General features: G+C 70.9%; 18 protein-coding genes. 13 read left to right on the forward strand and 5 right to left on the reverse strand.

The genetic code is table 11. The features are described 5' to 3' along the window. Positions 1-8: 8 nt before the first annotated feature. Entirely contained in the window at positions 9-1,007 is a 999-nt protein-coding gene (locus PA27867_RS04220; RefSeq protein WP_066593693.1) for a malate dehydrogenase, read from the forward strand. Here the strand turns inward: PA27867_RS04220 and PA27867_RS04225 are convergent. Beyond that, on the reverse strand, positions 1,004-1,606 hold the full coding sequence (locus PA27867_RS04225; RefSeq protein WP_066593695.1) for a DNA-3-methyladenine glycosylase I: 603 nt from the start codon (positions 1,604-1,606) through the stop codon (positions 1,004-1,006). The genes PA27867_RS04220 and PA27867_RS04225 overlap by 4 nt on opposite strands. Beyond that, positions 1,603-2,112: a methylated-DNA--[protein]-cysteine S-methyltransferase gene (locus PA27867_RS04230; protein WP_066593697.1), complete on the reverse strand. Its 510-nt coding sequence runs from the start codon at positions 2,110-2,112 to the stop codon at positions 1,603-1,605. The genes PA27867_RS04225 and PA27867_RS04230 overlap by 4 nt, the downstream gene beginning before the upstream one ends. A gap of 133 nt (positions 2,113-2,245) precedes the next feature. On the opposite strand from PA27867_RS04230, the gene PA27867_RS04235 reads away from it, so the two are divergent. The 3 genes from PA27867_RS04235 to PA27867_RS04245 all read left to right on the forward strand — a co-directional run bounded on the left by PA27867_RS04235 (position 2,246) and on the right by PA27867_RS04245 (position 6,997). Further along, the gene (locus PA27867_RS04235; RefSeq protein ID WP_066593700.1) at positions 2,246-3,208 is read left to right on the forward strand and encodes an aldo/keto reductase; all 963 of its coding nucleotides are present in this window, start codon (positions 2,246-2,248) and stop codon (positions 3,206-3,208) included. A gap of 100 nt (positions 3,209-3,308) precedes the next feature. Beyond that, positions 3,309-5,042 carry an ABC transporter ATP-binding protein gene (locus tag PA27867_RS04240; protein ID WP_066593702.1) on the forward strand — a complete coding sequence of 578 codons (1,734 nt, stop codon included), beginning with the start codon at positions 3,309-3,311 and terminating at the stop codon, positions 5,040-5,042. Next, on the forward strand, positions 5,039-6,997 hold the full coding sequence (locus tag PA27867_RS04245; protein WP_066593704.1) for an ABC transporter ATP-binding protein: 1,959 nt from the start codon (positions 5,039-5,041) through the stop codon (positions 6,995-6,997). The genes PA27867_RS04240 and PA27867_RS04245 overlap by 4 nt, the downstream gene beginning before the upstream one ends. 88 nt (positions 6,998-7,085) lie before the next feature. Here PA27867_RS04245 and PA27867_RS04250 read toward each other — a convergent pair whose 3' ends face one another. Further along, the gene (locus PA27867_RS04250) at positions 7,086-7,721 is read right to left on the reverse strand and encodes an acetate uptake transporter (protein ID WP_236900834.1); all 636 of its coding nucleotides are present in this window, start codon (positions 7,719-7,721) and stop codon (positions 7,086-7,088) included. A gap of 218 nt (positions 7,722-7,939) precedes the next feature. Here PA27867_RS04250 and PA27867_RS04255 point away from each other — a divergent pair, with 218 nt between their 5' ends. Then, positions 7,940-9,190, forward strand: coding sequence for a DUF4192 domain-containing protein (locus tag PA27867_RS04255; RefSeq protein WP_167550820.1), 1,251 nt, complete (start codon positions 7,940-7,942; stop codon positions 9,188-9,190). A gap of 30 nt (positions 9,191-9,220) precedes the next feature. Here PA27867_RS04255 and PA27867_RS04260 read toward each other — a convergent pair whose 3' ends face one another. Together PA27867_RS04260 and PA27867_RS04265 are read right to left on the reverse strand one after the other, a co-directional pair. After that, complete coding sequence (locus PA27867_RS04260; RefSeq protein ID WP_066599034.1) at positions 9,221-10,672, reverse strand: aspartate aminotransferase family protein; 1,452 nt, start codon at positions 10,670-10,672, stop codon at positions 9,221-9,223. A 5-nt stretch (positions 10,673-10,677) separates the two neighbouring features. Further along, positions 10,678-11,160, reverse strand: coding sequence for an Lrp/AsnC family transcriptional regulator (locus PA27867_RS04265; RefSeq protein ID WP_066593718.1), 483 nt, complete (start codon positions 11,158-11,160; stop codon positions 10,678-10,680). A 141-nt stretch (positions 11,161-11,301) separates the two neighbouring features. On the opposite strand from PA27867_RS04265, the gene PA27867_RS04270 reads away from it, so the two are divergent. From PA27867_RS04270 to PA27867_RS20160, 8 genes are all read left to right on the forward strand, one after another. Continuing rightward, positions 11,302-12,366, forward strand: coding sequence for an FHA domain-containing protein (locus tag PA27867_RS04270; protein WP_084020678.1), 1,065 nt, complete (start codon positions 11,302-11,304; stop codon positions 12,364-12,366). Positions 12,367-12,414: 48 nt separating this feature from the next. Continuing rightward, the gene (locus tag PA27867_RS04275; RefSeq protein WP_084020679.1) at positions 12,415-13,269 is read left to right on the forward strand and encodes a PP2C family protein-serine/threonine phosphatase; all 855 of its coding nucleotides are present in this window, start codon (positions 12,415-12,417) and stop codon (positions 13,267-13,269) included. A gap of 120 nt (positions 13,270-13,389) precedes the next feature. Further along, positions 13,390-14,811 carry a serine/threonine-protein kinase gene (locus tag PA27867_RS04280; RefSeq protein WP_066593735.1) on the forward strand — a complete coding sequence of 474 codons (1,422 nt, stop codon included), beginning with the start codon at positions 13,390-13,392 and terminating at the stop codon, positions 14,809-14,811. Continuing rightward, complete coding sequence (locus tag PA27867_RS04285; RefSeq protein ID WP_066593749.1) at positions 14,808-20,741, forward strand: fibronectin type III domain-containing protein; 5,934 nt, start codon at positions 14,808-14,810, stop codon at positions 20,739-20,741. The genes PA27867_RS04280 and PA27867_RS04285 overlap by 4 nt, the downstream gene beginning before the upstream one ends. Before the next feature lie 59 nt (positions 20,742-20,800). Beyond that, positions 20,801-21,781, forward strand: coding sequence for an AAA family ATPase (locus PA27867_RS04290; RefSeq protein WP_066599035.1), 981 nt, complete (start codon positions 20,801-20,803; stop codon positions 21,779-21,781). Continuing rightward, positions 21,771-22,943, forward strand: coding sequence for a DUF58 domain-containing protein (locus PA27867_RS04295; protein ID WP_066593752.1), 1,173 nt, complete (start codon positions 21,771-21,773; stop codon positions 22,941-22,943). Before PA27867_RS04290 ends, PA27867_RS04295 begins: the two co-directional genes overlap by 11 nt. Beyond that, entirely contained in the window at positions 22,940-25,288 is a 2,349-nt protein-coding gene (locus PA27867_RS04300; RefSeq protein ID WP_066593755.1) for a transglutaminase domain-containing protein, read from the forward strand. Before PA27867_RS04295 ends, PA27867_RS04300 begins: the two co-directional genes overlap by 4 nt. Continuing rightward, a complete protein-coding gene (locus tag PA27867_RS20160) occupies positions 25,285-25,884 on the forward strand; it encodes an FHA domain-containing protein (RefSeq protein WP_084020680.1) in 600 nt (199 codons plus the stop codon). The genes PA27867_RS04300 and PA27867_RS20160 overlap by 4 nt, the downstream gene beginning before the upstream one ends. The last annotated feature ends 75 nt before the right edge of the window (positions 25,885-25,959 follow it).

Genomic DNA, 25,959 nt, shown 5'->3' on the forward strand with positions numbered 1-25,959 from the left:
ATGAAGGCGTGCAGAGACAACGAGTAAACGTCACCGTCACCGGCGCCGGAGGCAACATCGGCTACGCCTTGATGTTCCGCATCGCCTCCGGTCAGCTGCTCGGGCCCGATGTTCCCGTGGCCCTGCGGCTGCTGGAAATACCCACGGGCATCCGCGCCGCCGAGGGCAGCGCCTTCGAACTCCAGGACAGCGCGTTCCCGCTGCTCCGCGATGTGCTCGTGACGGATGACCCGGTGCAGGCGTTCGACGGAACCAACGTCGCGATTCTCGTCGGTTCCCGGCCCCGCGGCCCCGGCCAGCAGCGCGCGGACCTGCTCGAGGGCAACGCCCGCATCTTCGGCCCCCAAGGCGCCGCCATCAACGCCGGCGCCGCCGACGACATCCGCGTGGTCGTGGTCGGCAACCCGGCCAACACCAACGCCCTCGTCGCGTCGAGCCACGCGCCCGACGTGCCCGCCGACCGCTTCACCGCCCTCACCCGGCTGGACCACAACCGGGCCGTGGCCCAACTCGCCGCCAAGCTGTCGGTGCAGGTGACCGATGTGCACGGCGTGATCGTCTGGGGCAACCACTCGGCCCTGCAATACCCCGACGTCTCCCACGCCACCGTCAAGGGCCGGCCCGTGCGGGACCTCGTCGACGAGGACTGGCTCGCGAACGAGTTCATCCCGAGGGTGGCCAACCGCGGCGCCGAGATCATCGCCGTGCGCGGAGCGTCCTCGATGGGATCCGCCGCCAGCGCAACCGTCGACCACGTGCACGACTGGGTGAACGGCACGGGCGGCGACTGGACCAGCGCTGGGGTGTTCTCGGACGGCTCGTACGGGGTCCCCACGGGGCTGGTGTCGTCGTACCCGGTGCGCTCCCTCGGCGGCCGCTGGGCCATCGAGCCTGGGCTGTCGATCGACGCGTTCTCCCGCGCCCGGATCGACGCGTCCGTCGCCGACCTGGTGGCCGAGCGCGACGCCGTCAGCGCGCTGGGGCTGCTAGGACCGGGGCGAGCCTAGGCGCCAGGCGCCTCGCCCCGCGACGGTGCGAGGTGGCAGCCGACGACATGGTCGTTCACCAGCCCGCTGGACTGCATAAGGGCATACATGGTGGTGGGCCCGACGAACCGGTAGCCGCGGGAGCGCAGTTCTTTGCTGAGCGCCTCGGACTCCGGGGTGATCGCCGGGACGTCGGCCAGGCCGGCGAGCGGCTCCGGGCGGGCAGCGGGGGCGAAACCCCAGATCAGATCCGTGAGGCTGCCGTCGAGGGCTAGTGTGGCCCTGGCGTTGCCGATGGTGGCTGTGATCTTGCCCCGGTGCCGGATGATCGCCGCGTCGGCCAGCAGACGCTCCACGTCGTCGTCGGTGAAGGCGGCCACGGTCGGGGCGTCGAAGCCGGCGAACGCCGCACGGAAGGCCGGCCGCCTCCTGAGGATGGTGATCCAGGACAGACCCGCCTGGAATCCCTCCAGGCAGAGCTTCTCGAACAGGGCTCGGTCGTCCCGCAGCGGGCGTCCCCATTCCTGGTCGTGATAGCGCCGGTATTCGGCATCGTTCCCGACCCATCCGCACCGGCCCACGCCGTCATCGCCGATCAGGACGGAGGGGCGTTCGGTCATCCGACGTACTCGATGCTCTCGTGCCGCAGCAGCCACTGCTTGGTGGGGATGCCCTCGCCGGCGCTGAAGCCGGTGATGCGTCCGTTGGAGGCGAGCACGCGGTGGCAGCCGACCAGGATCGGCGCCGGATTGGCACCGACGGCGCCACCGATGGCGCGGCCGGCTCCGCACTTGCCGATCGACCGGCCCAGCTCGCCATAGGAGAGGTGCGCGCCGAACGGGATCGCGGCCAACCCGGCCCAGACGCTCCGCTGGAACTCGGTGCCGCGGGACAGCCGCACGGGCACGTCGAAGTCGGTCCGCTCGCCCGCGAAGTACTCGGTGAGCTGTGCGGCCGCCTGGCGCAGCAATGGGTTGGGGGACTCGGGGAGGCCCTCGAAGGGCAGGTGGCCGTTCCGGATGATGGCCAACGACCAGACCTCGCGGTCGTCGCCGGTGAGCTCGAGGTCGCCGAGCGGACTCGAGAGGCGAATCAGGTTCGGGGGAAGGGGGCTTGGGCTGCTCATACTGCGACTGTAGTCGGCGGGCCCGGGCGGAACCGGCGGATTTCGGACACTGGAATATCCGGCCGCACCGCGGCCTGTGGAGGAGGGGCGGAAGGCCCGTCATTCTGGCGCTGGAGAGGAATAGTCTGGAGCAATGGCTCAGATCGACTATCGCACCCTCGGCAACTCCGGACTCGTCGTTTCGACGATCGGACTCGGCTGCAACAACTTCGGGCGGACCGGCACCACCACCGAGACCCAGGCGGGCACATCCCTGGTCATCGACGCTGCCATCGACACCGGGGTCACCCTCTTCGACACCGCGGACATCTACGGCGCCGAGCGGGGCCTCAGCGAGACCCTGATGGGGCACGCGCTGCGCGGCAAACGCGATCAGATCGTGCTGGCCACCAAGTTCGGCATGGACATGAGCGGTGCGAACGGGCCGGACTGGGACGCCCGCGGCTCCCGCCGCTACATCCGCCTGGCCGTCGAGGCGTCGCTGACCCGGCTGCAGACCGACTGGATCGACCTGTACCAGCTGCACCGGCCCGACCCCAACACGCCCATCGAGGAGACCCTGTCGGTGCTCGACGACCTCATTCGCGAGGGCAAGATCCGCTACATCGGCCACTCCAACCTGGCCGGCTGGCAGATCGCCGAGGCCGAGTTCACCGCCAGGATCGGTGGGCATCCGGCGTTCATCTCGGCGCAGAACGAGTACAGCCTGCTCGTGCGCGAAGCCGAGGAGGAAGTGCTGCCCGCCGTGAACGCCTACGGCCTGGGCTTCCTGCCGTTCTTCCCGCTCTACAACGGGCTGTTCACCGGCAAGTTCAACCGCGACGGCGGACCGGCCGACAGCAGGATTATGATGGTGCGCCGGCACCTGCTCGACGACGCCCCCTGGGACACCATCGAGCGCTACCAGCAGTTCTGCGACGACCGCGGCGTCACCATGCTCGGCGCGACGCTGGCCTGGTTGCTGGCGCAGCCCGGCCTCACGAGCGTGATCGCCGGGGCCACCAAACCCGACCAGATCGTGCAGAACGCCGAGGCCGCCACCAGCTGGCGGCCCACCGCCGAGGACGTCGCCTACATCTCGGCCCTCTTCGCCTGACCTGTCCCCACCCCGCTTCACCCCGACGCTCCACCCACATCTCGCTCCACCCACACTGCGCTCCACCCACACTGCGCTCCACCCACACCAAGGACACCGGATGCTCTGGAAATTGCTCGTACGCTACCTGCGGCCGCATTGGCGGCTGCTGGTTGCGGTCGTCGTGTTCCAACTCGCCCAGTCGATAGCGTCGCTGTACCTGCCCTCGCTGAACGCCGACATCATCGATGAGGGCGTCGCGACGGGCGACACCGGGTACATCATGCGCGTCGGCGGGGTGATGCTGCTGATCACCCTCGGGCAGATCATCTGCGCCATCATCGCGGTGTACTTCGGCGCGAAGGCGGCCATGGCCCTCGGCCGAGACCTGCGCGGCGCGGTGTTCACCCGGGTCGGGGAGTTCTCCGAGCAGGAGGTCAGCCGGTTCGGCGCCCCGTCGCTGATCACCCGCTCCACCAACGACGTGCAGCAGGTGCAGATGCTGGTGCTCACCACCTGCACCCTGCTGGTCTCGGCGCCCATCCTTTGCGTCGGCGGCATCATCATGGCCATGCGCCAGGACCTCGAGCTGTCCTGGCTGATCGCCGTCAGTGTGCCGGTGCTGCTCGTGGCCGTCGGCCTCATCATCGTGCGCATGGTGCCGTTGTTCCGGGTGATGCAGGTGCGCATCGACACCGTCAACCGGGTGCTGCGCGAACAGCTCACCGGCATCCGCGTGGTGCGCGCGTTCGTGCGCGAAGACGTGGAGACCCGCCGGTTCGGCCAGGCCAACACTGATGTCACCACCACGGCCCTGCAGGCCGGCCGGCTGATGGCTCTGATGTTCCCGGTCGTGATGCTGGTGCTCAACGTCTCCAGCGTGGCCGTGATCTGGTTCGGCGCGTTCCGCATCGAGGACGGTTCGATGCAGGTGGGCACCCTGATCGCGTTCCTCAGCTACCTCATGCAGATCCTGATGGCCGTGATGATGGCCACCTTCATGGCCGTGATGATCCCGCGCGCCACGGTCTCGGCCGACCGCATCGGCGAGGTCCTCGAGACCCCGTCCAGCGTGCGCCCGCCGGTGAGCCCGGTGAACGAGACGATCGGGCGCGGCGAACTCGAGCTGCGCGGGGTCGGTTTCGCCTACCCTGGCGCCGAGCAGCCCGTGCTCAGCGACATCAGTTTCGTGGCCCGGCCCGGCTACACAACGGCGATCATCGGCAGCACCGGCTCGGGCAAGACCACCCTGGTGAACCTGATGCCGCGCCTGTTCGACGCCACCAGCGGCACCGTGCTCTTCGACGGCGTCGACGTGCGCGAGCTCAACCCCGACCTGCTCTGGGGGCACATCGGCCTGGTGCCGCAGAAGCCGTACCTGTTCTCCGGCACCGTGCGCAGCAACCTGCTCTACGGCAAGCCGGATGCGTCCGAGGCGGAGATCTGGCAGGCGCTGGAGACCGCGCAGGCGCGGGACTTCGTCGAGAAGCTGGAGGGCGGCCTCGACGCCCCGATCTCCCAGGGCGGCACCAACGTCTCCGGCGGGCAGCGGCAACGACTCGCCATCGCCCGGGCGCTCGTGAAACGGCCGGAGCTGTACATCTTCGACGACTCCTTCTCGGCCCTCGACCTCGCCACCGACTCCCGGCTGCGTGCGGCGCTGGCCGAGGACGTCTCCGACGCCACCATGATCATCGTCGCCCAGCGGGTGTCCACGATCCTCGACGCCGACCAGATCCTCGTCGTCGAAGACGGCCGGATCGTCGCCAGCGGCACCCACGAGGAGCTCCTGGAGACCTCGACCACCTATCAGGAAATTGCGGCATCCCAGCTGGCAGCGGAGGCCACCAAATGAGCGACAGCACCGACGACGACGTGAAGGTTCCCGCCAGGCCGCCACGCGGCGGCGGGCCCTTCGGCGGTATGAACATGCCCGCCGAGAAGGCCATGAACTTCGGTCCAAGCGCCAAACGTCTGATCGGCAAGCTCCACCCCGAACGGCTCTGGCTGGTTCTCGTCCTGGTGCTCGCCGTGGTCAGCGTCACCTTCTCGGTGATCGGTCCGCGCCTGCTCGGCGAGGGCACCAACCTGATCTTCTCCGGCATCGTGTCCAAGACGCTCCCGGCCGGCATGACGCAGGCCGAGATCATCGCCGGGCTGAACGCATCCGGTGACACGGCCAAGGCCGACATGCTCAGCGCCATGACGCTCACGCCGGGCCTCGGTATCGACTTCGCGGCGCTGTCCAGCGTGCTGTTCTGGGTGCTGGCGCTGTACATCCTCGCCTCCGTGTTCAGCTGGCTGCAGGCCCTGGTACTCAACGCCGTCGTGCAGCGCACCGTCTACCGGCTGCGCGAGGAGATCGAGGCGAAGATCAACCGCCTGCCGCTGGGCTACTTCGACACCGTCAAGCGCGGCGAGCTGCTCAGCCGGGTGACCAATGACGTCGACAACATCTCGCAGAGCCTGCAGCAGTCGCTCAGCCAGGTCGTCACGTCGCTGCTCACGGTGGTGGGCGTGATCGTGATGATGCTGCTGCTCTCGCCGCTGCTCGCGGTCATCGCGCTCGTGACGGTGCCGCTCACCCTGGTGACCACCGTGCTCATCGCCAAGCGCTCGCAGAAGCTCTTCGTGGCGCAGTGGACCCACACCGGGGAGCTGAACGGCCAGATCGAGGAGACCTTCTCCGGTCACGCCCTGGTGAAGGTCTTCGGCCGGCAGAAGGAGGTGGAGCAGCGCTTCACCGCCAAGAACGCCGAACTCTACGAGGCCAGCTTCGGTGCCCAGTTCGTCAGCGGCATGATCATGCCCGCGATGACCTTCATAGGCAACCTGGTCTACGTCGGCATCGCTGTCGTCGGCGGTCTGCAGGTGGCCTCCGGTGCCATGCAGCTCGGTGACGTGCAGGCGTTCATCCAGTACTCCCGGCAGTTCACCCAGCCGCTCGCGCAGCTGGGCTCCATGGCCAACCTGCTGCAGTCCGGTGTGGCCAGCGCCGAGCGCGTGTTCGAGCTGTTGGATGCCGACGAGCAGACACCCGATGAAGAGCCCGCAGAGACCCCGGTTCAGACTCACGGGCGCCTGGTGTTCGAGAACGTGTCGTTCAGCTACAGCCCGGACAAGCCGCTCATCGAGAATCTCAACCTGGTGGCCGAACCCGGTCAGACCGTGGCGATCGTGGGCCCAACGGGGGCCGGCAAGACCACCCTGGTGAACCTGATGATGCGCTTCTACGAGATCGGCGGCGGCCGGATCACACTGGACGGCGTGGACATCTCGAAGATGACCCGCAACGACCTGCGTAGCCGGATGGGCATGGTGCTGCAGGACACCTGGCTGTTCGGCGGCAGCATCCGCGACAACATCGCCTACGGTCGGCCGGACGCCACCGAGGAGCAGATCCTCGAGGCGGCGAAGGCCACCTACGTGGACCGGTTCGTGCACTCGTTGCCCGAGGGCTACGACACCGTGCTCGACGACGAGGGCGGCAACGTCAGCGCGGGGGAGAAGCAGCTGCTCACCATCGCCCGGGCGTTCCTGGCCCGGCCGAGCGTGTTGATCCTCGACGAGGCCACCAGCTCGGTCGACACCCGCACCGAGGTGCTCGTGCAGCACGCCATGAGCGCGCTGCGGGCCGACCGCACGAGCTTCGTGATCGCGCACCGCCTGTCCACCATCCGGGACGCCGACCTGATCCTGGTGATGGAGGCCGGCCGCATCGTGGAGCAAGGCAACCACGAGCAGCTGCTCCTGGCCGACGGCGCCTACCGGGCCCTCTACGACTCCCAATTCGCGGCCGCGATCGAGTAGCCCCCCTCCCGGGAGAACCTCCTCCGCGAACTGTGAAAAAAGCCCCAAAAACGTCAAGTTTTTGGGGCTGTTCCTCACAGTTCGCGAGTTACTTGGCGGGCCAGACGGGGAGGACGGCGCGGCCGGCGGTGGAGTTGTAGACCACGGCGAAGGAGCCGTACCAGGCCAGCAGCGCGGTGAGGATGCCGAACCAGCCGCCGAGCTGGTGGATGGCGGTGATACCGGTGAAGGCGCCGATCGCCAGCAGCAGGAACGTGATGGACAGGGCCACGAAGACCGCGAAGATCGAGCCGTTGGTCTTCTTGGCCGCCACGGTCATGTACACCGTGAAGATGGCCCAGGCGAGCAGGAAGGTGCCCATGCCGGACGCTCCGGCGGCGATGTTGCCCCCGGTGCTCTCGAGGTACCAGAACGCCAGCCAGAACGCGCCGAACGAGGTGAACGCCGTGGCGCCGAACGTGTTGTGGTTGCGGAACTCCCAGATGCCCGCGATGACCTGGGCGATTCCGCCGTAGAACAGGGCGAGGCCGAGCACCGCGGCGCTCGAGGGGACGATGCCGGTGTTGGACATGCTGAGCACGAAGGTGGTGAGCGCGAATGCGGCCAGGCCCAGCGCGCCGGGGTCGGCAAGGGCTGAGTGGGACGGTGCTGCGAGTGCGGGTGCGGAGGGTGCTGTCGCGGACGCCGGGGAGGCATCCGGAATAGTCATATTATTCTGAGTCATTTGTTCTGAGATTATCAGCCGCTGGGCCAGGTGCCCGGGCCGTTGGCCCTGTCGTGCACAGGCCTGCACAGTCGTGCACGCCGCTGTGGCGGCCGATGCACGGTCGTGTGCGCGGCCGATGCACAGCCGTTATCCACAGGCGGGGCCACTCGGCGGAATTCTGCACAGCTTCGGCGGCGCCCGGTGGGCGCGGCCCGTGCGGGCGCACCGTGGTGCGCATGCAGAAGACAATCGTGAAGACCCCGACTCCCCAGGACTTTCTCGCCCTCGTGCCCCAGCTCGTGGGGTTCCTTCCGGAACGCAGTCTCGTTCTGGTCGCCTTCCGCGGCAACCGCACCTGCGGCGCGCTGCGGTTCAACCTGCCCCAGGACCAAGCCGGCGTGACCGAGCTGCGCCGCATCGCCGGCACGCTGCTGGGCACCCTGTGCAAGATCCCCGGTGTGGACGCCCTGGTGCCGGTGCTCTACACGGACGAGGAGATCGGTGACGCGCCGGCCGAGACCTCGGCCGGCTTGCCGCAGGGCGCGTTCCTCCGCGCCATCCTGGCCCGGGCCGTGCAGTCCGGCTTCCTGGTGCGGGACGCCCTCTGCGTGGCAGCGGATGGGTGGGCCTCCTATCTGGACCTCGAACAGGTTCCGGGTCAGACGGCCCCGGTGCTCGGGGATCGAGTCGGCCGTAGGCTGCGGCATCCGCTCAGCGACATCGCGGAGTCGAGCGTGACCGAGGTCGTTCCGCCGGGTGACCGCCGGGAACTCGCCCGGCTGCAGACCGGCGCCGAACTGCCCAAGGTGGACCTGGCCACACGGGAACGGTGCGCCCGCAGGCTGGCCCGCTACCAACGGCTCGGCCCGGACATGGGGCCCATCCCCGAACTCGTCGAGATGGTGGGCGACATGCTCGACCCGGTGGGCACCGCCGAGACCGTGCTCGGGCTCACCCCCGCCGAGCTCAGCATCGACGAGGCCGCCGTGCTGCTCTTCCTCGTGCAGAGCCCGGCCACCCGCGACCAGATGATGCTGCAGTTCGCCTTCGGCGAGGAGGAGGGGCGCCGCAGCCACGCCCTCAACCGGCACTACGCCCAGCGGCAACGCGAAACCGGTCTGAGCATGGACGACCTGGTCGCGGCGGACATGGCCGCTGGGCGATCCTTCCACGAGACATCGCCGACCACGGGCGACCTGATGCTCGGGCTGAGCCGGCAGCGGCCGGATCCGGAGCGGGTGGCCCGGGGGATCCAGCTGCTCAAACTCCTCGTGGCGATGGCCCCCCGGCCGGCCCGGCCGGCTCCGCTGTGCATGCTGGCGTGGCTCTGTTGGGCGCTCGGCCAGGGTTCGGTCGCGGGGATCTACATCGACACGGCCCTCGACATCGACGACGACTACGGCATGGCGCTGCTGCTCCGGCAGGTGCTCGGCAGCGGGCACCTGCCGGAGTGGGCCTTCGAGGTGCCCAGGGAGGAGGACGCCTGATGCGGCCGGGCCGGGTCGGGCCCGATGGGGTCAGAGGTGTTTCGGCGCCTCCGACAGCACACCGTGCAGGATGTCGCCGATCTCCCGGATCTCGGCGGGACCGATGGTCAACGGCGGGGCGAGCTGCACCACGGGGTCGCCCCGGTCGTCGGCCCGGCAGTACAGGCCGGCCTCGAACAGCGCCCCGGACAGGTAACCGCGGAGGAGGCGTTCGGACTCGTCATCGGAAAACGTCTCCTTGGTGGCCTTGTCCTTGACCAGTTCGATGCCGAAGAAGTAGCCCTCGCCGCGCACATCACCCACGATCGGCAGCTCGAGCAGTTTCTCCAGCTCGGCGCGGAACACCGGGGAATTCTCCCGCACGTTCTCGTTGAGCTTCTCCTCGTCGAAGATGTCCAAGTTGGCCAGCGCCACCGCGGCCGAAACCGGGTGCCCGCCGAAGGTATAGCCGTGATAGAACGCCGTGTCACCGTACTTGAACGGCTCGTAGATGCGGTCGCTCACGATGGTGGCGCCGATCGGGGAGTACCCGCTCGTCATGCCCTTGGCGCAGGTGATCATGTCGGGTTCGATACCGAAGGTCGTGGAGGCGAACATGTTGCCGATCCGGCCGAACGCCGTGATGACCTCGTCGGCCACCAGGAGCACGTCGTACTGGTCGCAGATCTCCCGCACCCGCTTGAAGTAGCCCGGCGGCGGCGGGAAGCAGCCGCCGGAGTTCTGCACCGGTTCGAGGAACACCGCGGCGACGGTCTCCGGACCCTCGAACTGGATCATCTCCTCGATGCGGTTCGCGGCCCACAGGCCGAACGCCTCGACGTCGTCGCCGTGCCCGGAGCCCATCTCATCGGCGCGGTAGAAGTTGGTGTTCGGCACCCGGAAACCGCCCGGGGTGACCGGTTCGAACATCTCCTTGAGGGCGGGGATGCCCGTGATCGCCAGGGCGCCCTGCGTCGTGCCGTGGTAGGCGACGGAACGGGAGATCACCTTGTGCTTGGTGGGCCGGCCCTGCAGCTTCCAGTAGTACTTGGCGAGCTTGAACGCCGTCTCGACGGCTTCACCGCCTCCGGTGGAGAAGAACACCCGGTTGAGGTCGCCCGGCGCCTGGTCGGCGAGACGGTCGGCGAGCTCGATCGCGCTGGGGTGCGCGTACGACCAGAGCGGGAAGAATGCGAGCTCCTCGGCCTGCGCGGCGGCGGCCTGGGCGAGGCGGGTGCGGCCGTGCCCGGCGTTGACCACGAACAACCCGCTCAAGCCGTCGATGTAGCGCTTGCCGTGGGAGTCCCAGATGTGGTGGCCCTGCCCCTTGGTGATGATGGGCACGCCGGCGCCGGATTCCATCACCGATTGCCGGGCGAAGTGCATCCAGAGATGGTCCTTGGCCTTCTGCTGCAGGTCGGCGTTCTCGGCGTCGGAGTAGACGCGCGGTGCGGCGGCCGGCGCGGTCGGCTGGTCGGTCGTGGTCTGTTCTGTCGTGGTCATATCGGTCACCGTGTTCCCCAGTTGTACAGCTGCTTGTGAAGCTTCAGATAGACGAAGGTCTCGGTGGAGGAGACCCCCTCGAGGGCGCGAATCTGCGAGTTGAGCAAAGCGATGAGCTCGTCGTCGTTCTCGCAGACGACCTCGGCGAGGATGTCGAAGGAGCCCGCTGTGAGCACGACGTAGTCCACCGCGGGTATCGCCGCGAGTTGGTCGGCGAGCACCCGGGTGTCGCCGGTGGCGCAGATGCCGATCATCGCCTGCCGGTAGAAGCCCAATTGCATGGGGTCGGTCACCGCGACCACCTGCATGACGCCGGACTCGGTGAGCTTCTGCACCCGCTGGCGCACGGCGGCCTCGCTGAGCCCCACGGCCTTGCCGATCTCCGCGTAGGAGCGACGGCCGTCGACCTGCAGCTGTTCGATGATCTTCTTGGACACATCGTCCAGCTGCGCCGGTTTGCCGGCACTTCCGCGTGTATTGCTGCTCATCGTCCGATTCTGACAGCCGAAGTGCCCCACGGCAAGCGAATCAGTTGTTTTAGGTCTGCTTCTCAACTGATTACCACGCCCAGCTCGCGGGTGTGCGAGGCCGGTGCCGGCAGGTCTAGCATCGAAGGCAGAGGGAGCATCATGCAACTGGGACGAGTCGGGGGACAGACGGCGCCGGGGGAGAGCCCCGAGTGGACCTTCGTGGTCGGCCGCGGTTTCCTGGTGGTGGTGCCCGTCAGCACGCCCACCCCTGTCGTCGCTGCCCTGCACGGTCTGGCCGCGGAGTCCGTCGTGCCGATCGAGGATCTGGTGGCCCTGATCCCGCTCGGTGGCCTGGACGACGTGGACTCGTTCGCGGTGATCGTGCCCGGTCTGCCGCCCGAGACCGCGCGGGCAACCGACGGGCCGCCGCACGACGGGATCCCGGTGCACGCCCTGGTGCGAGGCGCCCTCGCCGTGGATGTCTTCTCCATCGGCGGGTCGCGCCGGTTCACCGACCGCAATATCAGGCCGTGGCTGCTGGCGGAGTTCCAGGCCGTGACCGGTCTTGTGATCGGATCACCGCTGGCCGCCGTCGCCCGGACGCACCAGCTCGGCGCCGGCCGGGTGCTCGGCGAGGGAATCGACGCCGGTGACACCCTGTTCTGGTCGGTCGCCGGCCGCGGCGCCGGGGCGGCCGACACGGTCCTCCGCCCCCGAAGGATCGTGGATGACACCGTGCTCCTCACCCGCACCGGGGACCCCGACGAACGACGGGCCGCGGCCCCGCTCGGCGGCAGCGCCAACGACGCGGCGGTGATCCACGACCGAACCGCCGACAGTCGAACCGTCGATAGCAGTGCCGATCCGGATGCCGCACCGCCCGGGCCATGCGGCTTCCGGTTGGCCACCGGCCGGGAGGCCAGGCTCGACCGGGTGTACCGGATCGGGCGGAACCCCCGCACCCGCCGCATCCCAGCCGGAGAGATTCTGGAGTTGGTGACGGTGGACTCGCCCAACGCTCTCGTGTCGGGCAACCACCTCGAAATCCGGCAGACCGGCACCGCTGTGGTGCTCACCGATCTCGGCTCCACCAACGGCACACTCGTGCGATTCGCCCTCGGCCGCACCCAGAGACTGCGCTCCGGAGCCTCCCTCACAGTGCTGCCCGGTACGACGGTGGACATCGGGGACGGTAACCTGATCGAGATACTGCCAGCGGGCTGAGCGTCGCTCGTTGACTAGCCGCACGTTCGCATTCGGAAGGCACCACCCGTGACCCAGATAGGTCAAGGCTCTCCCAGCCACACGATCGCGCTCCCCGCGGTGAAGAAATCAGTCACCCTGGCGTGGTCCGCGCTCACCGACGTCGGTCACCGCCGCGAGGTCAATGAAGACAGCCTGGTGACGGCGTGGCCCGTGTTCGCGGTCGCCGACGGCATGGGCGGCCACTCGGCCGGCGATGTCGCCAGCAAGGCCGTGGTCACACGGCTAGCCGAACTCGGCGGCACCCCGACCACCACGGCGGAGTCGCTCAACCAGGCACTCGCCCTGGCCGTGGACGACATGAAGGCCGGTGAGGGTGTCACCGACCTCGGCACCGGAACCACCGTCACCGGCGTGGCCCTGGCCATCGTCTCGGATGCCGCGCAACTCATCGCCTTCAACATCGGCGACTCCCGGGTCTACCAGCTCACCTCCGGGGTGCTGGAGCAGGTGACCATCGACCACTCCGTGGTGCAGGAACTCGTGGACGCCGGCCGGATCACCCGCGAAGAAGCGGATGTGCACCCGCACGGCAACGTGATCACCCGCGCCGTCGGTTTCCACGAACCGCCGGTGCCGGACTACCGGATCCTCCCGCTGCACGAGGGCCTGCGCATCCTGGTCTGCTCCGACGGCCTCACCAAGGAACTCACGGCGTACGGCATCCGGCACTTCCTGATGTCGAACCCGAACGCGGACGACGCCGTGTCCGCCCTCGTGACCGCCGCGCTCGAGAACGGCGGCCGCGACAACGTGACCGCGATCGTGCTCGACGTGCTGGCCGTGGACGATCTCGAGGGCGAGCCCGACCCGGCCGACGAGCGCGAGGGCGGCGACGCGGCCGACGACGCCTCCCGGACCTGAATGCCCACGGCCATAGAATTGAGCCGGGTGGTCGTTTACCCGTGACGACGCCCGACACACCGTAACCGGCAAGCAATCCGGCGCGAGAGCGACCGGCCGACACGAACCACGGGAGGCGCCATGGCAGGACGACTGCCGTCGACGCCCCCGGCGCTGCCGGGGTTCTCCTACCTGCGTCTGCTGGGCTCCGGCGGATTCGCGGATGTGTTCCTGTACGAACAGAACCTGCCACGCCGCCAGGTGGCCGTGAAGGTCCTCCTCGCCGAGGTCGTCAGCGACCCCGTGCAGCGACTGTTCCAGGCCGAGGCCAACCTGATGGCGCAGCTGTCCGCGCACCCGTCCGTGCTCACGGTCTTCCAGGCCGGCGTGTCGGCCGACGGCCGGCCCTACCTGGTGATGGAGTACTGCTCCAGCGCCCTCGAGGAGCGGTACCGCTCCGGCCGATTGCCCATCTCCGAGCTGCTCCGCATCGGCGTGACGATATCCAGCGCCGTGGAGACCGCCCACCGGGCCGGCGTGCTGCACCGCGACATCAAGCCGTCGAACATCCTGATCACCGCGTACGGGCATCCGGTGCTGGCCGACTTCGGCATCGCGGCGACACTGGGCGAGGTGGAGGCGGCCGACCAGGTCGGCCTGTCGATCCCCTGGTCGGCGCCCGAGGTACTGCTCGAGGACTGCGCCGGGTCGGTCGCCGCCGAGGTCTGGTCGCTGGGCGCGACCCTGTACACGTTGCTGTCCGGCCGGTCACCGTTCGAGGTGCCCGGCGACCAGAACAGCCCTGCCCAGCTCATCTCCCGCATCGGCAAGGCGGCGTTGCCGGCCATCGGACGGGCCGATGTGCCCCCGCGCCTCGAGCTACTGCTGGCCAGGGCGCTGTCCAAGCGGAGCGAGCGCCGGCCGGCGAGCGCTCTCGAATTCGCCCGGGAGCTGCAGGCCGTCGAGGCCGAACTCGGACTTCCGCAGACGCCGCTCGAGCTGGCCAGCGCCGAGTGGGAGGCGCAGGCGGCCGGTGATTCGGCCGATCAGACCCGCATCACCGCCCTGGTGAGCGTGGCCGCCCGGCCCGAGCGGCGCCGGCGCCGCGAGCCCGGCACCCGCCCGGCCCCGGTGGTGGCCGCGACGGCCGTGACCCGGCGGCCACGGCGCCTGATCGTCGCGGCCGTCGTGGGCGGTGTGCTCGTCACCGGCGTGATGGCCGGGGCCCTGCTCATCGGCCCGTTGCTCGCCCCGCCGGCTGTGAGCACCGGCACGACCGGGATTCCCCGGGTGAGCGACGTGGCCGGCAGCGGCTCGGACGGCACCGTGGTGTTCAGCTGGGCCGACCCTGGCACCGTGCCGGGTGACAGCTACCTGGTGCGCCTCGGCACCGGCGAGACCAGCCTGCAGCGCGGTACCGAGTTCACCGTGCAGACCGACAGCGCCCAGCCCGGTGCAGGCCAGGCCGAACCGGTGTGCGTCACCGTGAGCGTCAACCGCGACGGCCGCACCGGCGCTGCCAGCACCGAGAAATGCGTCGACCCCGGCGAGTTCGATCGATGATGCGCGCCTGGCTCGCCGGCCACCGCTCGCTCGCTGCGACCATCACAGGCGGCACCGTCGTGACGGCCCTCGTCGTGACCCTCGCCGTCGTCTCCGGCGGGTACTCCGCCCAGAAGGTCGACCTCGGCGATGCAGCGGTCTGGGTGTCCAGCGAGACCAGGCAGCTCGTGGGCCGGGTCAACACGGAGATCGCCGAGCTGAACACCGTGGTGCCGGTCGAGTCCGACTCCAGCACCGTGGTGCAGAGCGGCGGCACCGTCCTCGTCGTGGACAGCAACACCGGCACCGTCGGCATCCTCGACCCTGCCACGGCGACCCTGGCCGACAGTGTGGCCCTGCCGCCGGGCGCCCCCGAGGTGCAGCTGGCCGGCGACCTCGCCGCGATCTGGTCCGACGGTGACCTGTGGACCACCACAGCCGGCGCGCTGGCCGATTTCGACAGCACGATGGAACCCGCTCTCACGCTCGGCGACGGCACGCTGTTCAGCCTCGCCCCCTCCGGTGAGCTGTTCGCGTTCACCCCGGCCACGCAGGCCCTGGTGCGCATCGACCCCGACCGCGCCGACGCCGTGACCGAGACGACCACGCTCGCCGCCGGCGAACCCGACGACGCCTACCAGCTCAGCCAGGTGAACGGCAGCTGGGCCCTGCTCAACGCGACGACGGGCATCCTGCTGCTGGCCAGCGGCGCCGTCGACCTTGCCGAATCCCTGGGCACGGATGCCGAGCCCCGGCTGCAGGATGCGGCCACCGGCGGCGACCGGGTCCTCATCGCCCACAGTGCGGGCCTGATCGCCGTGCCGGTGGGCGGCGGGGCGGCCACGGAACTCCTCCCCGACGGCGCCGCGGCGGGCGCCCCGGCCCGGCCCGCGATCTCGGGGCTGTGCGCGTATGCGTCCTGGGCCGACGGCACCGCCTGGCAGGCCTGCGGCATCGGCTCCCCGGCCGGGAACACCGCCACCCTCGTCGGACTCAACGGCGACGCCCGCCTGGACTACCGGCAGAACGGCAGCCGGCTGCTGCTCAACGACTCCCGCAGCGGCACCACCTGGAACGTCCAGGACGGCAACACCGTCATCGACAACTGGGACGACCTCATCGACCCGGTCTCCGACCGGCAGGTGGTCACCGAGGCCACCGACGACAGCCCGCCGGAGTACGAGGACACCCAGGCGCCGCCCGTGGCCGTCGACGACGACTTCGGCGCCCGCCCGGGCCGCACCGTCACGCTTCCCGTGCTGCTGAACGACTACGACCCCAACAACGACGTGCTCGTGATCGACACCGTCAGCCAACCACCGGCGAGCCAGGGCCGGGTGGAGCTCGTCGCCGCCAACCAGCAACTCCAGCTCACCCTCACCGCCGACGCCACGGGCATCCTCACCTTCGACTACACGATCAGCGACGGGCGCGGCGGCAGCGACTCGGCCCGCGTGACCGTGACCGTACGCGGCCCCGACGAGAACTCGCCGCCGCAGCAGGTGCGGCAGACTCGCGCGACGGTCGAGGCCGGCGGCCGGGTCGGAAGCCAGGTCCTCGGCGACTGGGTCGACCCGGACGGCGACCCCTTCTACCTCACCGCCGCCACCGCGATCGCCCCGGACATCGCCACCGCCACCCCGCAGGGCCTGGTGGTGTTCACTGACGCGGGCGGTGGCGGCACCGAGGCGCAGGTCGGCCTCGTCGTCTCCGACGGCAGCCTCACCGGCACGGGCACCCTCGACGTGACCGTGCGCCCCGCCGGCACGGTTCCGCTCGTCGCCGACGGCTTCGCCGTGCGCGTCACCGCGGGCACCGAGGTGACGGTGTCCCCGCTCGAGCACGCCCGCGGCGGGGCCGGCCCGCTGCGGCTCGGCGCCGTGCCGGCCCGGCCCGACGTCACCATCACCGCCGACTTCGCCGGCGGCACCTTCCGCTTCGCCAGCGACGCGGTGGGGGTGCACTACCTCGACTACGCCGTGACCGACGGGGTGGCCACGGTCACCGGCATCATCCGGGTGGATGTCGCCCCTGCGCCGGACGGCCCCGGCCGGCCCATCACGGTGCCGCACACCGCCTTCCTCCGCGCCCAGCAGCCCACCGTGATCGATGTGCTGGCGACCGACATCGACCCGGCCGGGGGAGTGCTCTTGGTCACCGGAAGCAGCAACCAGCCCGCCGTCAGCGGCCTGACCGTCGAGATCCTCGACCAGCACCTGCTGCGGGTCACGCTGACCCGGCCGCTGCCCGCCGGTACGACCGGCTTCGACTACACGGTGAGCAACGGACTGGCCGAGGCCACCGGCACCGTCACCGTGATCGAGATCCCGGCGGCGAGCACCCGGCAGCCGCCCGTAGCGACCCCGGACACCGTCTCGGTACGGGTGGGCGACACCGTCGACATCCCCGTGCTCGCCAACGACGAGCATCCGGATGGTGACGAGCTCACCCTCGACCCCGCCCTGACCACCCCGCTGCCGGCCGGCGCCGGGCTGCTCTTCGCATCCGGCCGGGTGCTGCGCTACCTGGCACCGCTGACCGCGGGCAACTTCACCGCCGTCTACCGGGTGAACGCGCCGGACGGCCAATTCGCCGACGCGGAGGTGCGCATCTCCGTGCGGGAGGCAGACCTCGCCACCAACAACCCGCCCCGGCCCACCACGGTGACCGCGCGGGTGCTCGCCGGCGACACCGTGCGCATCCCCATCCCGCGCACGGGTATCGACCCCGACGGCGACTCCGTGCAGCTGCTCGGCCAGGAGACCAACCCGGAGAAGGGCGCCGTCATCTCGTCGGACGCCGACTCGCTCAGCTACCGCGCCGGGGACTACTCGGCCGGAACCGACACCTTCACCTACGCCGTCATCGACGCCCTCGGCGCCCGTGCCGTCGGCACCGTGCGGGTGGGCATCAGCCCGCGCCCGGACGGCGCCCGCAACCCCGTCGCCGTGCCCGACGAGGTGACGGTGCGGCCCGGCTCCCGGGTCTCCGTGCGGGTGCTCGGCAACGACTCCGACCCCGACGGCGGCGCGCTGACCATCACGGGCGTCGACGCGACCGGCAGCGGAGACGCCCAAGCCGGCACCGCGACCGTGGACGGCGACCTCATCGTGGTGAAGGCGCCGACGGTCGAGGGCCGGTTCGGCTTCGTCTACGAGATCCAGAACGACCGCGGCGGTTCGGGCTCGGCGTTCCTCACCGTCGTCGTGGCCGCGAACGCCCCGCGCGCCCACCCCGAGGCCGCCGACACCCGGCTCACCCTGTCGGATGTGCTCGGCCGTGCCACCGTGGACGTCGACGTGCTGGCCCGGGTGTTCTTCGCCGAGGGTCCGGCGCGCTCGTTGACCCTGGCGGTGCTGCCCGGCAACGCTGCGGCCGGAGCCGCGAGCGTCACCGACGCCCAGCGCATCCGGGTCACCGTGGGCAAGACCAGCCAGATCATCCCGTTCAGCGTCACCCACCCGCAGGACCCGGGGATCGTGTCCTACGCGTTCGTGTGGGTGCCGGGCACCGACGACGCCCTCCCGCAGCTGCGGGCCGGCGCGGCCAAGCTCGTCGTGGCCAGCGAGGCGACCCTGACCATCGACATCAACGACTACGTCGTGGCGGTGGGGGATGCGCCCGTGCAGCTCACCGACCGCAACACCGTGCGCGCCACCCACGCGAACGGCGCCGAGCTCAGCACGGGCCCCCGCACCCTCAGCTTCACCAGCGCCGACCAGTACTTCGGCCCGGCCTCGATCTCCTTCGAGGTCACCGACGGCGCCAGCCCCACCGACCCGGCCGGCCGCACCGCCACGATTGTGCTGCCCATCACGGTGACGCCCCGGGAGAACCAACCGCCCGCATTCGACGGCGCCCTGATCGACTTCGAACCCGGCCAGGAGAAGGTCATCGACCTGGCCCGGCTCACCTCCTACCCCTACCCGGACGACCGGGACGAGCTCGCCTTCACCGTGCTCGACCCGCAGCCCACCGGATTCGACTACTCGCTGGCCGGCAGCCTGCTCACGGTGCGCGCCCTCGAGGGCACGATCAAGGGCAGCAGCAGCTCGGTGACCATCGGGGTGCGCGATGCCCTCTCGGCGGGCAAAGCCGGCCGGATCGTGCTCGGCGTCGTGGCGTCGACCCGGCCCCTGGCCGTGCCCGTGACGGATGCGGCGATCGCGCCGCGCGGGCGCAGCACCGTCATCGACGTGCTCGCCAACGACGGCGCCGCGAACCCGTTCCCCGCCGTGCCGCTGCGGGTCGTCGCGGTGCAGGGCCTGGACTCCGCCGCGCTACCGGCCGGGGTATCGATCAGTCCGAGCGCCGACAACAACCGGCTCACCGTGCGGGTGTCCGGTGACGCCCTGCCCACCGACACCACCCTGCAGTACCAGGTGGCCGATGCCACGGGCGACCCCGACCGCTACACCTGGGGCCTGGTGCGGATCTCGGTGCAGGACGTGCCCGAGCCCGTCACGGGGCTCCGCGCCACGGGCTTCGGCGACGGCAGGATCACCGTGGCCTTCAACCCCGGCCCGGCGAACAACGCGCCCATCACCGGCTACCAGCTGAGCACCGTCGACGCCGCCACCGGCCGTGCCCTCGGCAGCACCTCCTGCGCCTCCACCTCCTGCACGCTGAGCACCCCGGGCAACGGCCAGGCCAACGCCGTGCGGGTCGGCGTCACCGCCCGCAACAGCATCGGCGACTCCTCCGACACGACCCTCGCCCAGACTGTGTGGTCCGACGTGATCCCGGCGGCGCCGACCGGGCTCACCGCGGCGCCCCTGGATGCCGGGCTGCTGCTCTCCTGGAACGTCGTCGCGCCGACCGGCGGGGGCACCGGCATCCGCGGCTACCAGGTGAGCGTTGCCGGCACGATTCAGCCCGAGGTGAGCGCCACCGGCGCGCACTGCGACGGCACCCGGTGCACCCTCACGGTGAGCGGCCTGCAGAACGGAACCAGCGTCGAGTACACCGTCAGCGCCCGGAACGACGCCTACCCGGCGCTGTCCAGCTGGAACAGCACGGCCGCCACCGGGCAGCCCTACGGCCCAGCGCAGGCCGGCGGCATCACCGCGACCGCCGCCGACAGCACCGGCGCCGTGACCGTGGGCTGGGACGGCTTCGCCGACCGCGGCGACGCCATCGCCGGGTACTACGTGCAACGCATCAGCGGGGACACCGTGCCCACCGGCGCGCAGGCCTGCACGGTCAGCACCCCGGCGCCCGGCACCGTGACCGCACCGCGCGCCGGCGGCCCAGTGCTCGAGCAGAAGAGCGTGCCGGCCGGGGGGCGCAGCGCCGTGTTCGACGGTCTGCTGGCCGACAACGGCAACTATTCGTTCGTCGTGTGGGGCTACAACCGGGCCGGCTGCGCCGCGACGACGGTCGCCACAGTGCTCGTGCGGCCGGCGCCCACCGCGATCGGCGACGTGCGCGGCGGCATGGAGAAGAAGGGTGACGCCTGGGACTACCACCTCACCTCGGCGAGCCCGTCGGCCGGGGTCGACCACTACGACATCCGCGCCGGCGACGGCAGCGGCGCGGTGCAGAGCATCCCGACGGCGAACGCCTGGCCCCGGGAACTGCTCGGGCTCCCGTTCGGCTCCACGGTGTCGTTCCAGTTGCGCGCATGCACGGTCTGGGGCAGCTGCGGGCCGTGGTCCGCCGCGACGACCGCGCCGGAGGCATCCGTGAGCTTCACCGTCACCGGACTGGAATACGACGGCACCGCCGGCCGGTTCTCCTGGACCGGAGCGCCCGCCAACGGCGGACTGCCGGCCGGATTCGACTGCGCCGTGGCCGGTTCGCCGGCGCCGAGGACGCCAGCCGACAGCAGCACGACCTGCACACTGCCCGCCCCGCTGCCCGCCAGCGGAACCGTGGTGCTCACCGTGACGGTGAACGGCCACTCCTTCGACTACACCCGCCCGATCCCGACGAAAGCGATCACACCATGACCCTCACCCCCGATCGTGTGAACCAGGGACAGCCGCGTGCGCAGCCCGGCGCCGACCTGATGACCAGCGAGGAAGCCAGCCAGTTCGCCACCCTCTTCGACCGGCTGGTGCGCGGCGTCGAGGAGGTCGTGCTGGGCAAGCAGCACGTGATCCGGCTCGCGTTCACCACGTTGTTCAGCGGCGGGCACCTGCTGCTGGAGGACGTGCCGGGCACCGGGAAGACCTCGCTGGCCCGCGCCGTGGCGCAGAGCGTGCGCGGCACCAGCAGCCGGGTGCAGTTCACCCCCGACCTGCTGCCCGGTGACATCACCGGGGTGAGCATCTTCGACCAGCGCACGGCCACCTTCGAATTCCACCGCGGGCCGGTGTTCGCCAACATCGTGCTCGCCGACGAGATCAACCGGGCGAGCCCGAAGACGCAGTCCGCGCTGCTCGAGGTGATGGAGGAGGGCCAGGTCACGGCAGACGGGATCACCCATCGGCTGAGCGGCCCATTCATGGTCATCGCCACCCAGAACCCGATCGAGCAGGCCGGCACCTACCGGCTGCCCGAGGCCCAGCTGGACCGGTTCCTGATGAAGACCTCGATCGGCTACCCCGACCACGCCGCCACCGTGCGGATCCTCGAGGGTGCCAGCCGGGCCGCCGGCGACGCCCAGGTGGCGCCGGTGCTCTCGGCCGAGTCAGTCGTGGAGGTCGCCGCCCTGGCCCGCACCGTGTTCGTCGACGCGACCATCAACGACTACGTCTCCCGGCTCGTCGACGCCACCCGCTCCAGCCCGGAGGTGCGCCTGGGCGCCAGCGTGCGCGGCGCCCTCGCCCTGGTGCGCACGGCCAAGACCTATGCCGCCTCACAGGGCAGGCACTACGTGGTGCCCGACGACGTGAAGGCGCTCGCCGAACCCGTGCTGGCGCACCGGATGCTGCTGGACGCCGAGGCCGAATTCGACGGGGTCACCGCCTCGAGCGTGATCGGCCGGATCCTGGTGGAGACCCCTCCGCCGCGCAGCGCCGAGGAGCGGCGGGCGGATGCGCTCTAACCTCCGGATGCTCCGCGCGGTCACGCCGCTCGGCTGGGCCGTCTCCTGCTGCGCGCTCGCGGCGCTCGCGGCCGGATACACCCTGGGCTGGGCCGAGCTCGTGACGATCGGCTGGGCGGCCGCCGTTCTGGTGGCCGTCGCCGTGGCGTACCTGTTCGGCGGCACGAGCCACCGCATCTCGCTGAGCTTGCCCGTCGACAGGGTCGTCGCCGGGGAACGGGTGCCCGGCCAGGTGGACGTGCAGAACCCGACCGGCCGACGGCTGGGCGCCGTGACCGTGCAGGTGCCCGTTGGCGCCGGGGGAGTGGCCGAGTTCCCGGTGCCGTCGCTGGCGGCGCACGCCGTCCTCGACGAGGTCTTCGTCGTGCCGGCCGAACACCGCGGCATCGTCCCGATCGGCCCCGTGCACACCGTACGCGGCGACCCTGTGGGCCTGGTGCGGCGCGAGACCGTGCTCGCCCAACGCATCGACCTGTACGTGCACCCGCGCACCATCGCCATCCCCAGCATGAGCCAGGGCTTCGTACGCGACCTGGAGGGCACCCCGACCCGCGACCTCACCTCGAGCGACATCGCGTTCCACGCGCTGCGCGAATACCAGCCCGGCGACGACAGGCGCAGCATCCACTGGAAGAGCACCGCACGGACCGGGCGGTTCATGGTGCGCCAGTACGAACAGACCCGGCGCAGCCATCTGCTCGTGGTCTTCAGCCTGGCGCCGGCCGACTACGCCGGCGACGAGGAGTTCGAACTGGCCGTGAGCGTGGCCGGGTCGTTGGGCGTGCGGGCGATCCGCGACGCGCGCACCGTGTCGGTTCTGGTGAGCAGCGGACCGTTGGCCACGGTGACGCCCGCCCGGCTGCTCGACGGCCTGAGCGGCGTGGACCTGACCCCCTCGGCCGCAGGCCTCCGCACCCTGGCCCGTCAGGCCGCCCGGTCGGTGGCCGGGCTGTCCGTGGTCTTCCTCGTCTGCGGCTCGTCGACCCCGCTGGCCGTGCTGCGGGCCGCGGCCGCCGGCTTCCCGCTGGGCGTCGAGGTCGTCGCCGTGGTCTGCGACCCGGGAGCCCGGCCGGGGCTCGTCCACTCCGGCAACCTGAGCCTGGTCACCATCGGCTTCCTCGACGACCTCAAACAGAGCCTGGCCAGGGGAGCCGCGGCATGACCGCGCACGGCACCCGCTGGATCCTGGGCAACACCGCGGCCATGCTCGCCGCCACCGCCGTGGCGGCCACCGCCCTGTGGCCGGTGTACCAGAGCACGGCGTTCGTGCAGCTGGTCGCCGTGACCGCCGTGCTCGGCTGCGGCATCGCCGTCGCCGGCAGGGTGTGGCGCTGGCCGGCCTGGCTCGTCGCCGCGGCGACCCTGGCCGGCTACCTCCTCGTCGGGGTGCCCCTGGCCATTCCCGGCCGCGCGCTGTTCGGCGTGCTGCCGACCCCCGCCGGCCTCGCCGAGCTGGTGCCGGCGACCGCGCTCAGCTGGAAACAGCTGGTCACCATCGTGCTGCCGGTCGGCTCCTATCAGGCCCTGTTGGTGCCCGCCCTGATCCTGGTGCTGGGCAGTACCGTCATCGGGCTCACCGTGGCGCTGCGCAGCCGGGCCGCCGAGACCGCGCTGCTGGCGCCCGCACTGCTCTTCGTGGCCGGCATCATCCTGGGCCCTGGCACCGCCGAGTCACCGGGACTCCGCGGGCTGGCCCTGTTCACGGTGCTGGTGCTTTGGTTGCTCTGGCTGGGCCACGAACGACGGCGGCACCGGCTGACGGTCAGCGGCGGCCGCGCCAGGCCGGTCGGTGCCCGTCGCCCGGCCGCCCTCAGGGTGGCCGCGCTCACCGCGCTGTCGCTTCTGGTGGCCGTCGGCGCCGGTTCGCTCGCCTCCTCCGCACTGCCGCCGACGGCGACCAGGGACGTGCTGCGCACCCGGGTGCAGGCCCCGTTCGACGTGCGCGCCTACCCGAGCCCGCTCACCGGTTTCCGCGGCTACCTGGCGGCCGACCGGGCCGACGCCGTGTTGTTCGAGGTGTCCGGTCTGCCCGCGGGCGGACGCATCCGGCTGGCCACCCTCGACGACTACGACGGGGTGGTCTACGCCGTCGGCAGCGCGGATGCGGCGTCCGGTACCGCCGATTCGGGCACCTTCACCCGGCTGCCGTACCGCCTCGACCAGAGCGCCGTCGCCGGTGACGAGGTCACCCTCACGGTGACGGTCCAGGACTACTCGGGAGTGTGGGTCCCAGGAGCCGGCGCGCTGGAGCGCATCCGGTTCACCGGCCCGGCGGCGTCTGAACTGCAGGACTCGTTCGTCTACAACAACCTCGGCGGCACCGCCGCCGTGATCGCAGGCCTCGGACGCGGCGATGGCTACACCAGCACGTCGGTCGTGCCGTCTACTACCGGCGACCTCGCCGACGCCCTGCCCGGCACTGCGGTGCTGCCGCCCATCGGGGTGCTGCCCGACGGGCTCGACGAGACCCTCGCCGGGTACCTGCGTCCCGGAGACAGTACGGGCGAGCGGCTGCAGGCCATGCTCGACGGTCTGGCTGCGGACGGGTACGTCAGCAGCGGGGCCGCCGGGGAACCGGCCAGCCGCTCCGGCCACGGCGCCGACCGGATCAGCGAGCTCCTCGACGACCAGCCGATGCTCGGCGACGCCGAGCAGTACGCGGTGACGGCCGCGCTGATGGCCAGGCAGATCGGCTTTCCCGCCCGGGTCGTGCTGGGCTTCGCCCCCGACGGCGACGGCGACGGCGGCCCCACGGCCGTGACCGGGGCCGACGTGTCGGCCTGGATCGAGGTGCAGACGCTCGCCGACGGCTGGGTGAGCCTGGACCCCACCCCGCCCGTGCGGGACATCCCGGAGAGCCAGCCGGAGGACCCCACCCAGGTGGCCCGCCCGCAGACCGTGCTGCCGCCTGCGGTACCGGACACGGCCGACCAGATCGACCCGGCCCCGCCGGAGAGCAGCACGGCGGACGACCCGCCCACCGCTGATCCGTTCTGGGGTGTCGTGCGCCTGGTGGTCGCCGTCGTCGGATGGTCGGCGCTCGGCCTGCTCGTGCTCGCCGCACCGTTCCTGGCCGTGATCCTGGCCAAGTGGCGTCGGCGCCGACGCCGGCGGCGGGCCCCAGGGGCCGTCGACCGGGTCGTGGGCGGTTGGCGGGAATTCGCCGACACCGCCACCGACTACCGCATCGACGTGCCCGGACAGGCGACACGCGCCGAACTGGCACGGTCCGTGGGCGGTGTGCGCGCCGCGTGGCTGGCGGCGGAGGTGGACCGGGCGGTCTTCGCGCCCGACGGGGCCGCGCAGGCCGACGGCGACGCGGTCTGGGTATCGGTGCGGGAGCTGCGCACCAGCCTGGGCGCTGGGCGCACCCGCCGCGAGCGGATGCGGGCGGCTGTCTCGGTGCGCTCTTTCGGTCGCTACGCTAAGAAGACGACCGGGCGGGAGGGTCGACGCAGGCGCCGGCCGGGGGGAACCGGCGCGAGCACGAAGGGAACGGGCACGTGAACTGCCAGATTTGCAGTGCGCACCTGCCGGAGGGCGCCATGTTCTGCGGCGGCTGTGGGAGTTCGACCACGGCCACCCCGTTGACCCGCAAGCGCGCCGATCCCCGGCCCAACGACACCACCATCATCCAACCGGTGGCGCCGCGGTCCACGGTGATCTCGGTTCCGCTCTGGCCGGCCGGCAGCCTGCAGGCCGGCACGGCTCCAGCCCCCGCCCCGGCCTCCGCGGATGCCGCTCCGGAGGGTGCCGGCACGCCGGCGCCCGTCGTCGCTGAGCGGTACACCCTGCAGTTCAGCACGGGCGAGACCGTCTCGGTGCGCGGCACGGGCCTGATCGGCCGCCGGCCGCTGCCGCAGCCGACCGAACGATTCGATCACCTCATCCAGATCACCGACCTCGGCATGTCGGTGTCCAAGAGCCACCTGGAATTCGGCCAGCACGACGGCGAGTTCTGGGTCAACGACAGGTTCTCCGGCAACGGCACCGTCGTGCGCCGGGCGCCGGCCCCCGCGCTGCGCTGCGAACCCGGGCGCCGGTACCTTGTCGGGCGTGGGTCCCGGGTGGAGATCGGCGACCAGTTCTTCATGGTGCTCTGACCGACGACAGGTCCTCCACAGCCTGCTGACGACGGAAGTTCTTCACCGGTCTCCGGCCCGGCCGGGCACGGGAGC

Source organism: Cryobacterium arcticum, assembly GCF_001679725.1.
GTDB lineage: Bacteria > Actinomycetota > Actinomycetes > Actinomycetales > Microbacteriaceae > Cryobacterium > Cryobacterium arcticum_A.

Coding starts and splice junctions, on each gene's coding strand:
- PA27867_RS04225 (WP_066593695.1), bottom strand. CDS start 1,606: ATGACCGAACGCCCCTCCGTCCTGATCGGCGATGACGGCGTGGGCCGG.
- PA27867_RS04230 (WP_066593697.1), bottom strand. CDS start 2,112: ATGAGCAGCCCAAGCCCCCTTCCCCCGAACCTGATTCGCCTCTCGAGT.
- PA27867_RS04235 (WP_066593700.1), top strand. CDS start 2,246: ATGGCTCAGATCGACTATCGCACCCTCGGCAACTCCGGACTCGTCGTT.
- PA27867_RS04240 (WP_066593702.1), top strand. CDS start 3,309: ATGCTCTGGAAATTGCTCGTACGCTACCTGCGGCCGCATTGGCGGCTG.
- PA27867_RS04245 (WP_066593704.1), top strand. CDS start 5,039: ATGAGCGACAGCACCGACGACGACGTGAAGGTTCCCGCCAGGCCGCCA.
- PA27867_RS04250 (WP_236900834.1), bottom strand. CDS start 7,721: ATGACTCAGAATAATATGACTATTCCGGATGCCTCCCCGGCGTCCGCG.
- PA27867_RS04255 (WP_167550820.1), top strand. CDS start 7,940: ATGCAGAAGACAATCGTGAAGACCCCGACTCCCCAGGACTTTCTCGCC.
- PA27867_RS04260 (WP_066599034.1), bottom strand. CDS start 10,672: ATGACCACGACAGAACAGACCACGACCGACCAGCCGACCGCGCCGGCC.
- PA27867_RS04265 (WP_066593718.1), bottom strand. CDS start 11,160: ATGAGCAGCAATACACGCGGAAGTGCCGGCAAACCGGCGCAGCTGGAC.
- PA27867_RS04270 (WP_084020678.1), top strand. CDS start 11,302: ATGCAACTGGGACGAGTCGGGGGACAGACGGCGCCGGGGGAGAGCCCC.
- PA27867_RS04280 (WP_066593735.1), top strand. CDS start 13,390: ATGGCAGGACGACTGCCGTCGACGCCCCCGGCGCTGCCGGGGTTCTCC.
- PA27867_RS04285 (WP_066593749.1), top strand. CDS start 14,808: ATGATGCGCGCCTGGCTCGCCGGCCACCGCTCGCTCGCTGCGACCATC.
- PA27867_RS04290 (WP_066599035.1), top strand. CDS start 20,801: ATGACCAGCGAGGAAGCCAGCCAGTTCGCCACCCTCTTCGACCGGCTG.
- PA27867_RS04295 (WP_066593752.1), top strand. CDS start 21,771: ATGCGCTCTAACCTCCGGATGCTCCGCGCGGTCACGCCGCTCGGCTGG.
- PA27867_RS04300 (WP_066593755.1), top strand. CDS start 22,940: ATGACCGCGCACGGCACCCGCTGGATCCTGGGCAACACCGCGGCCATG.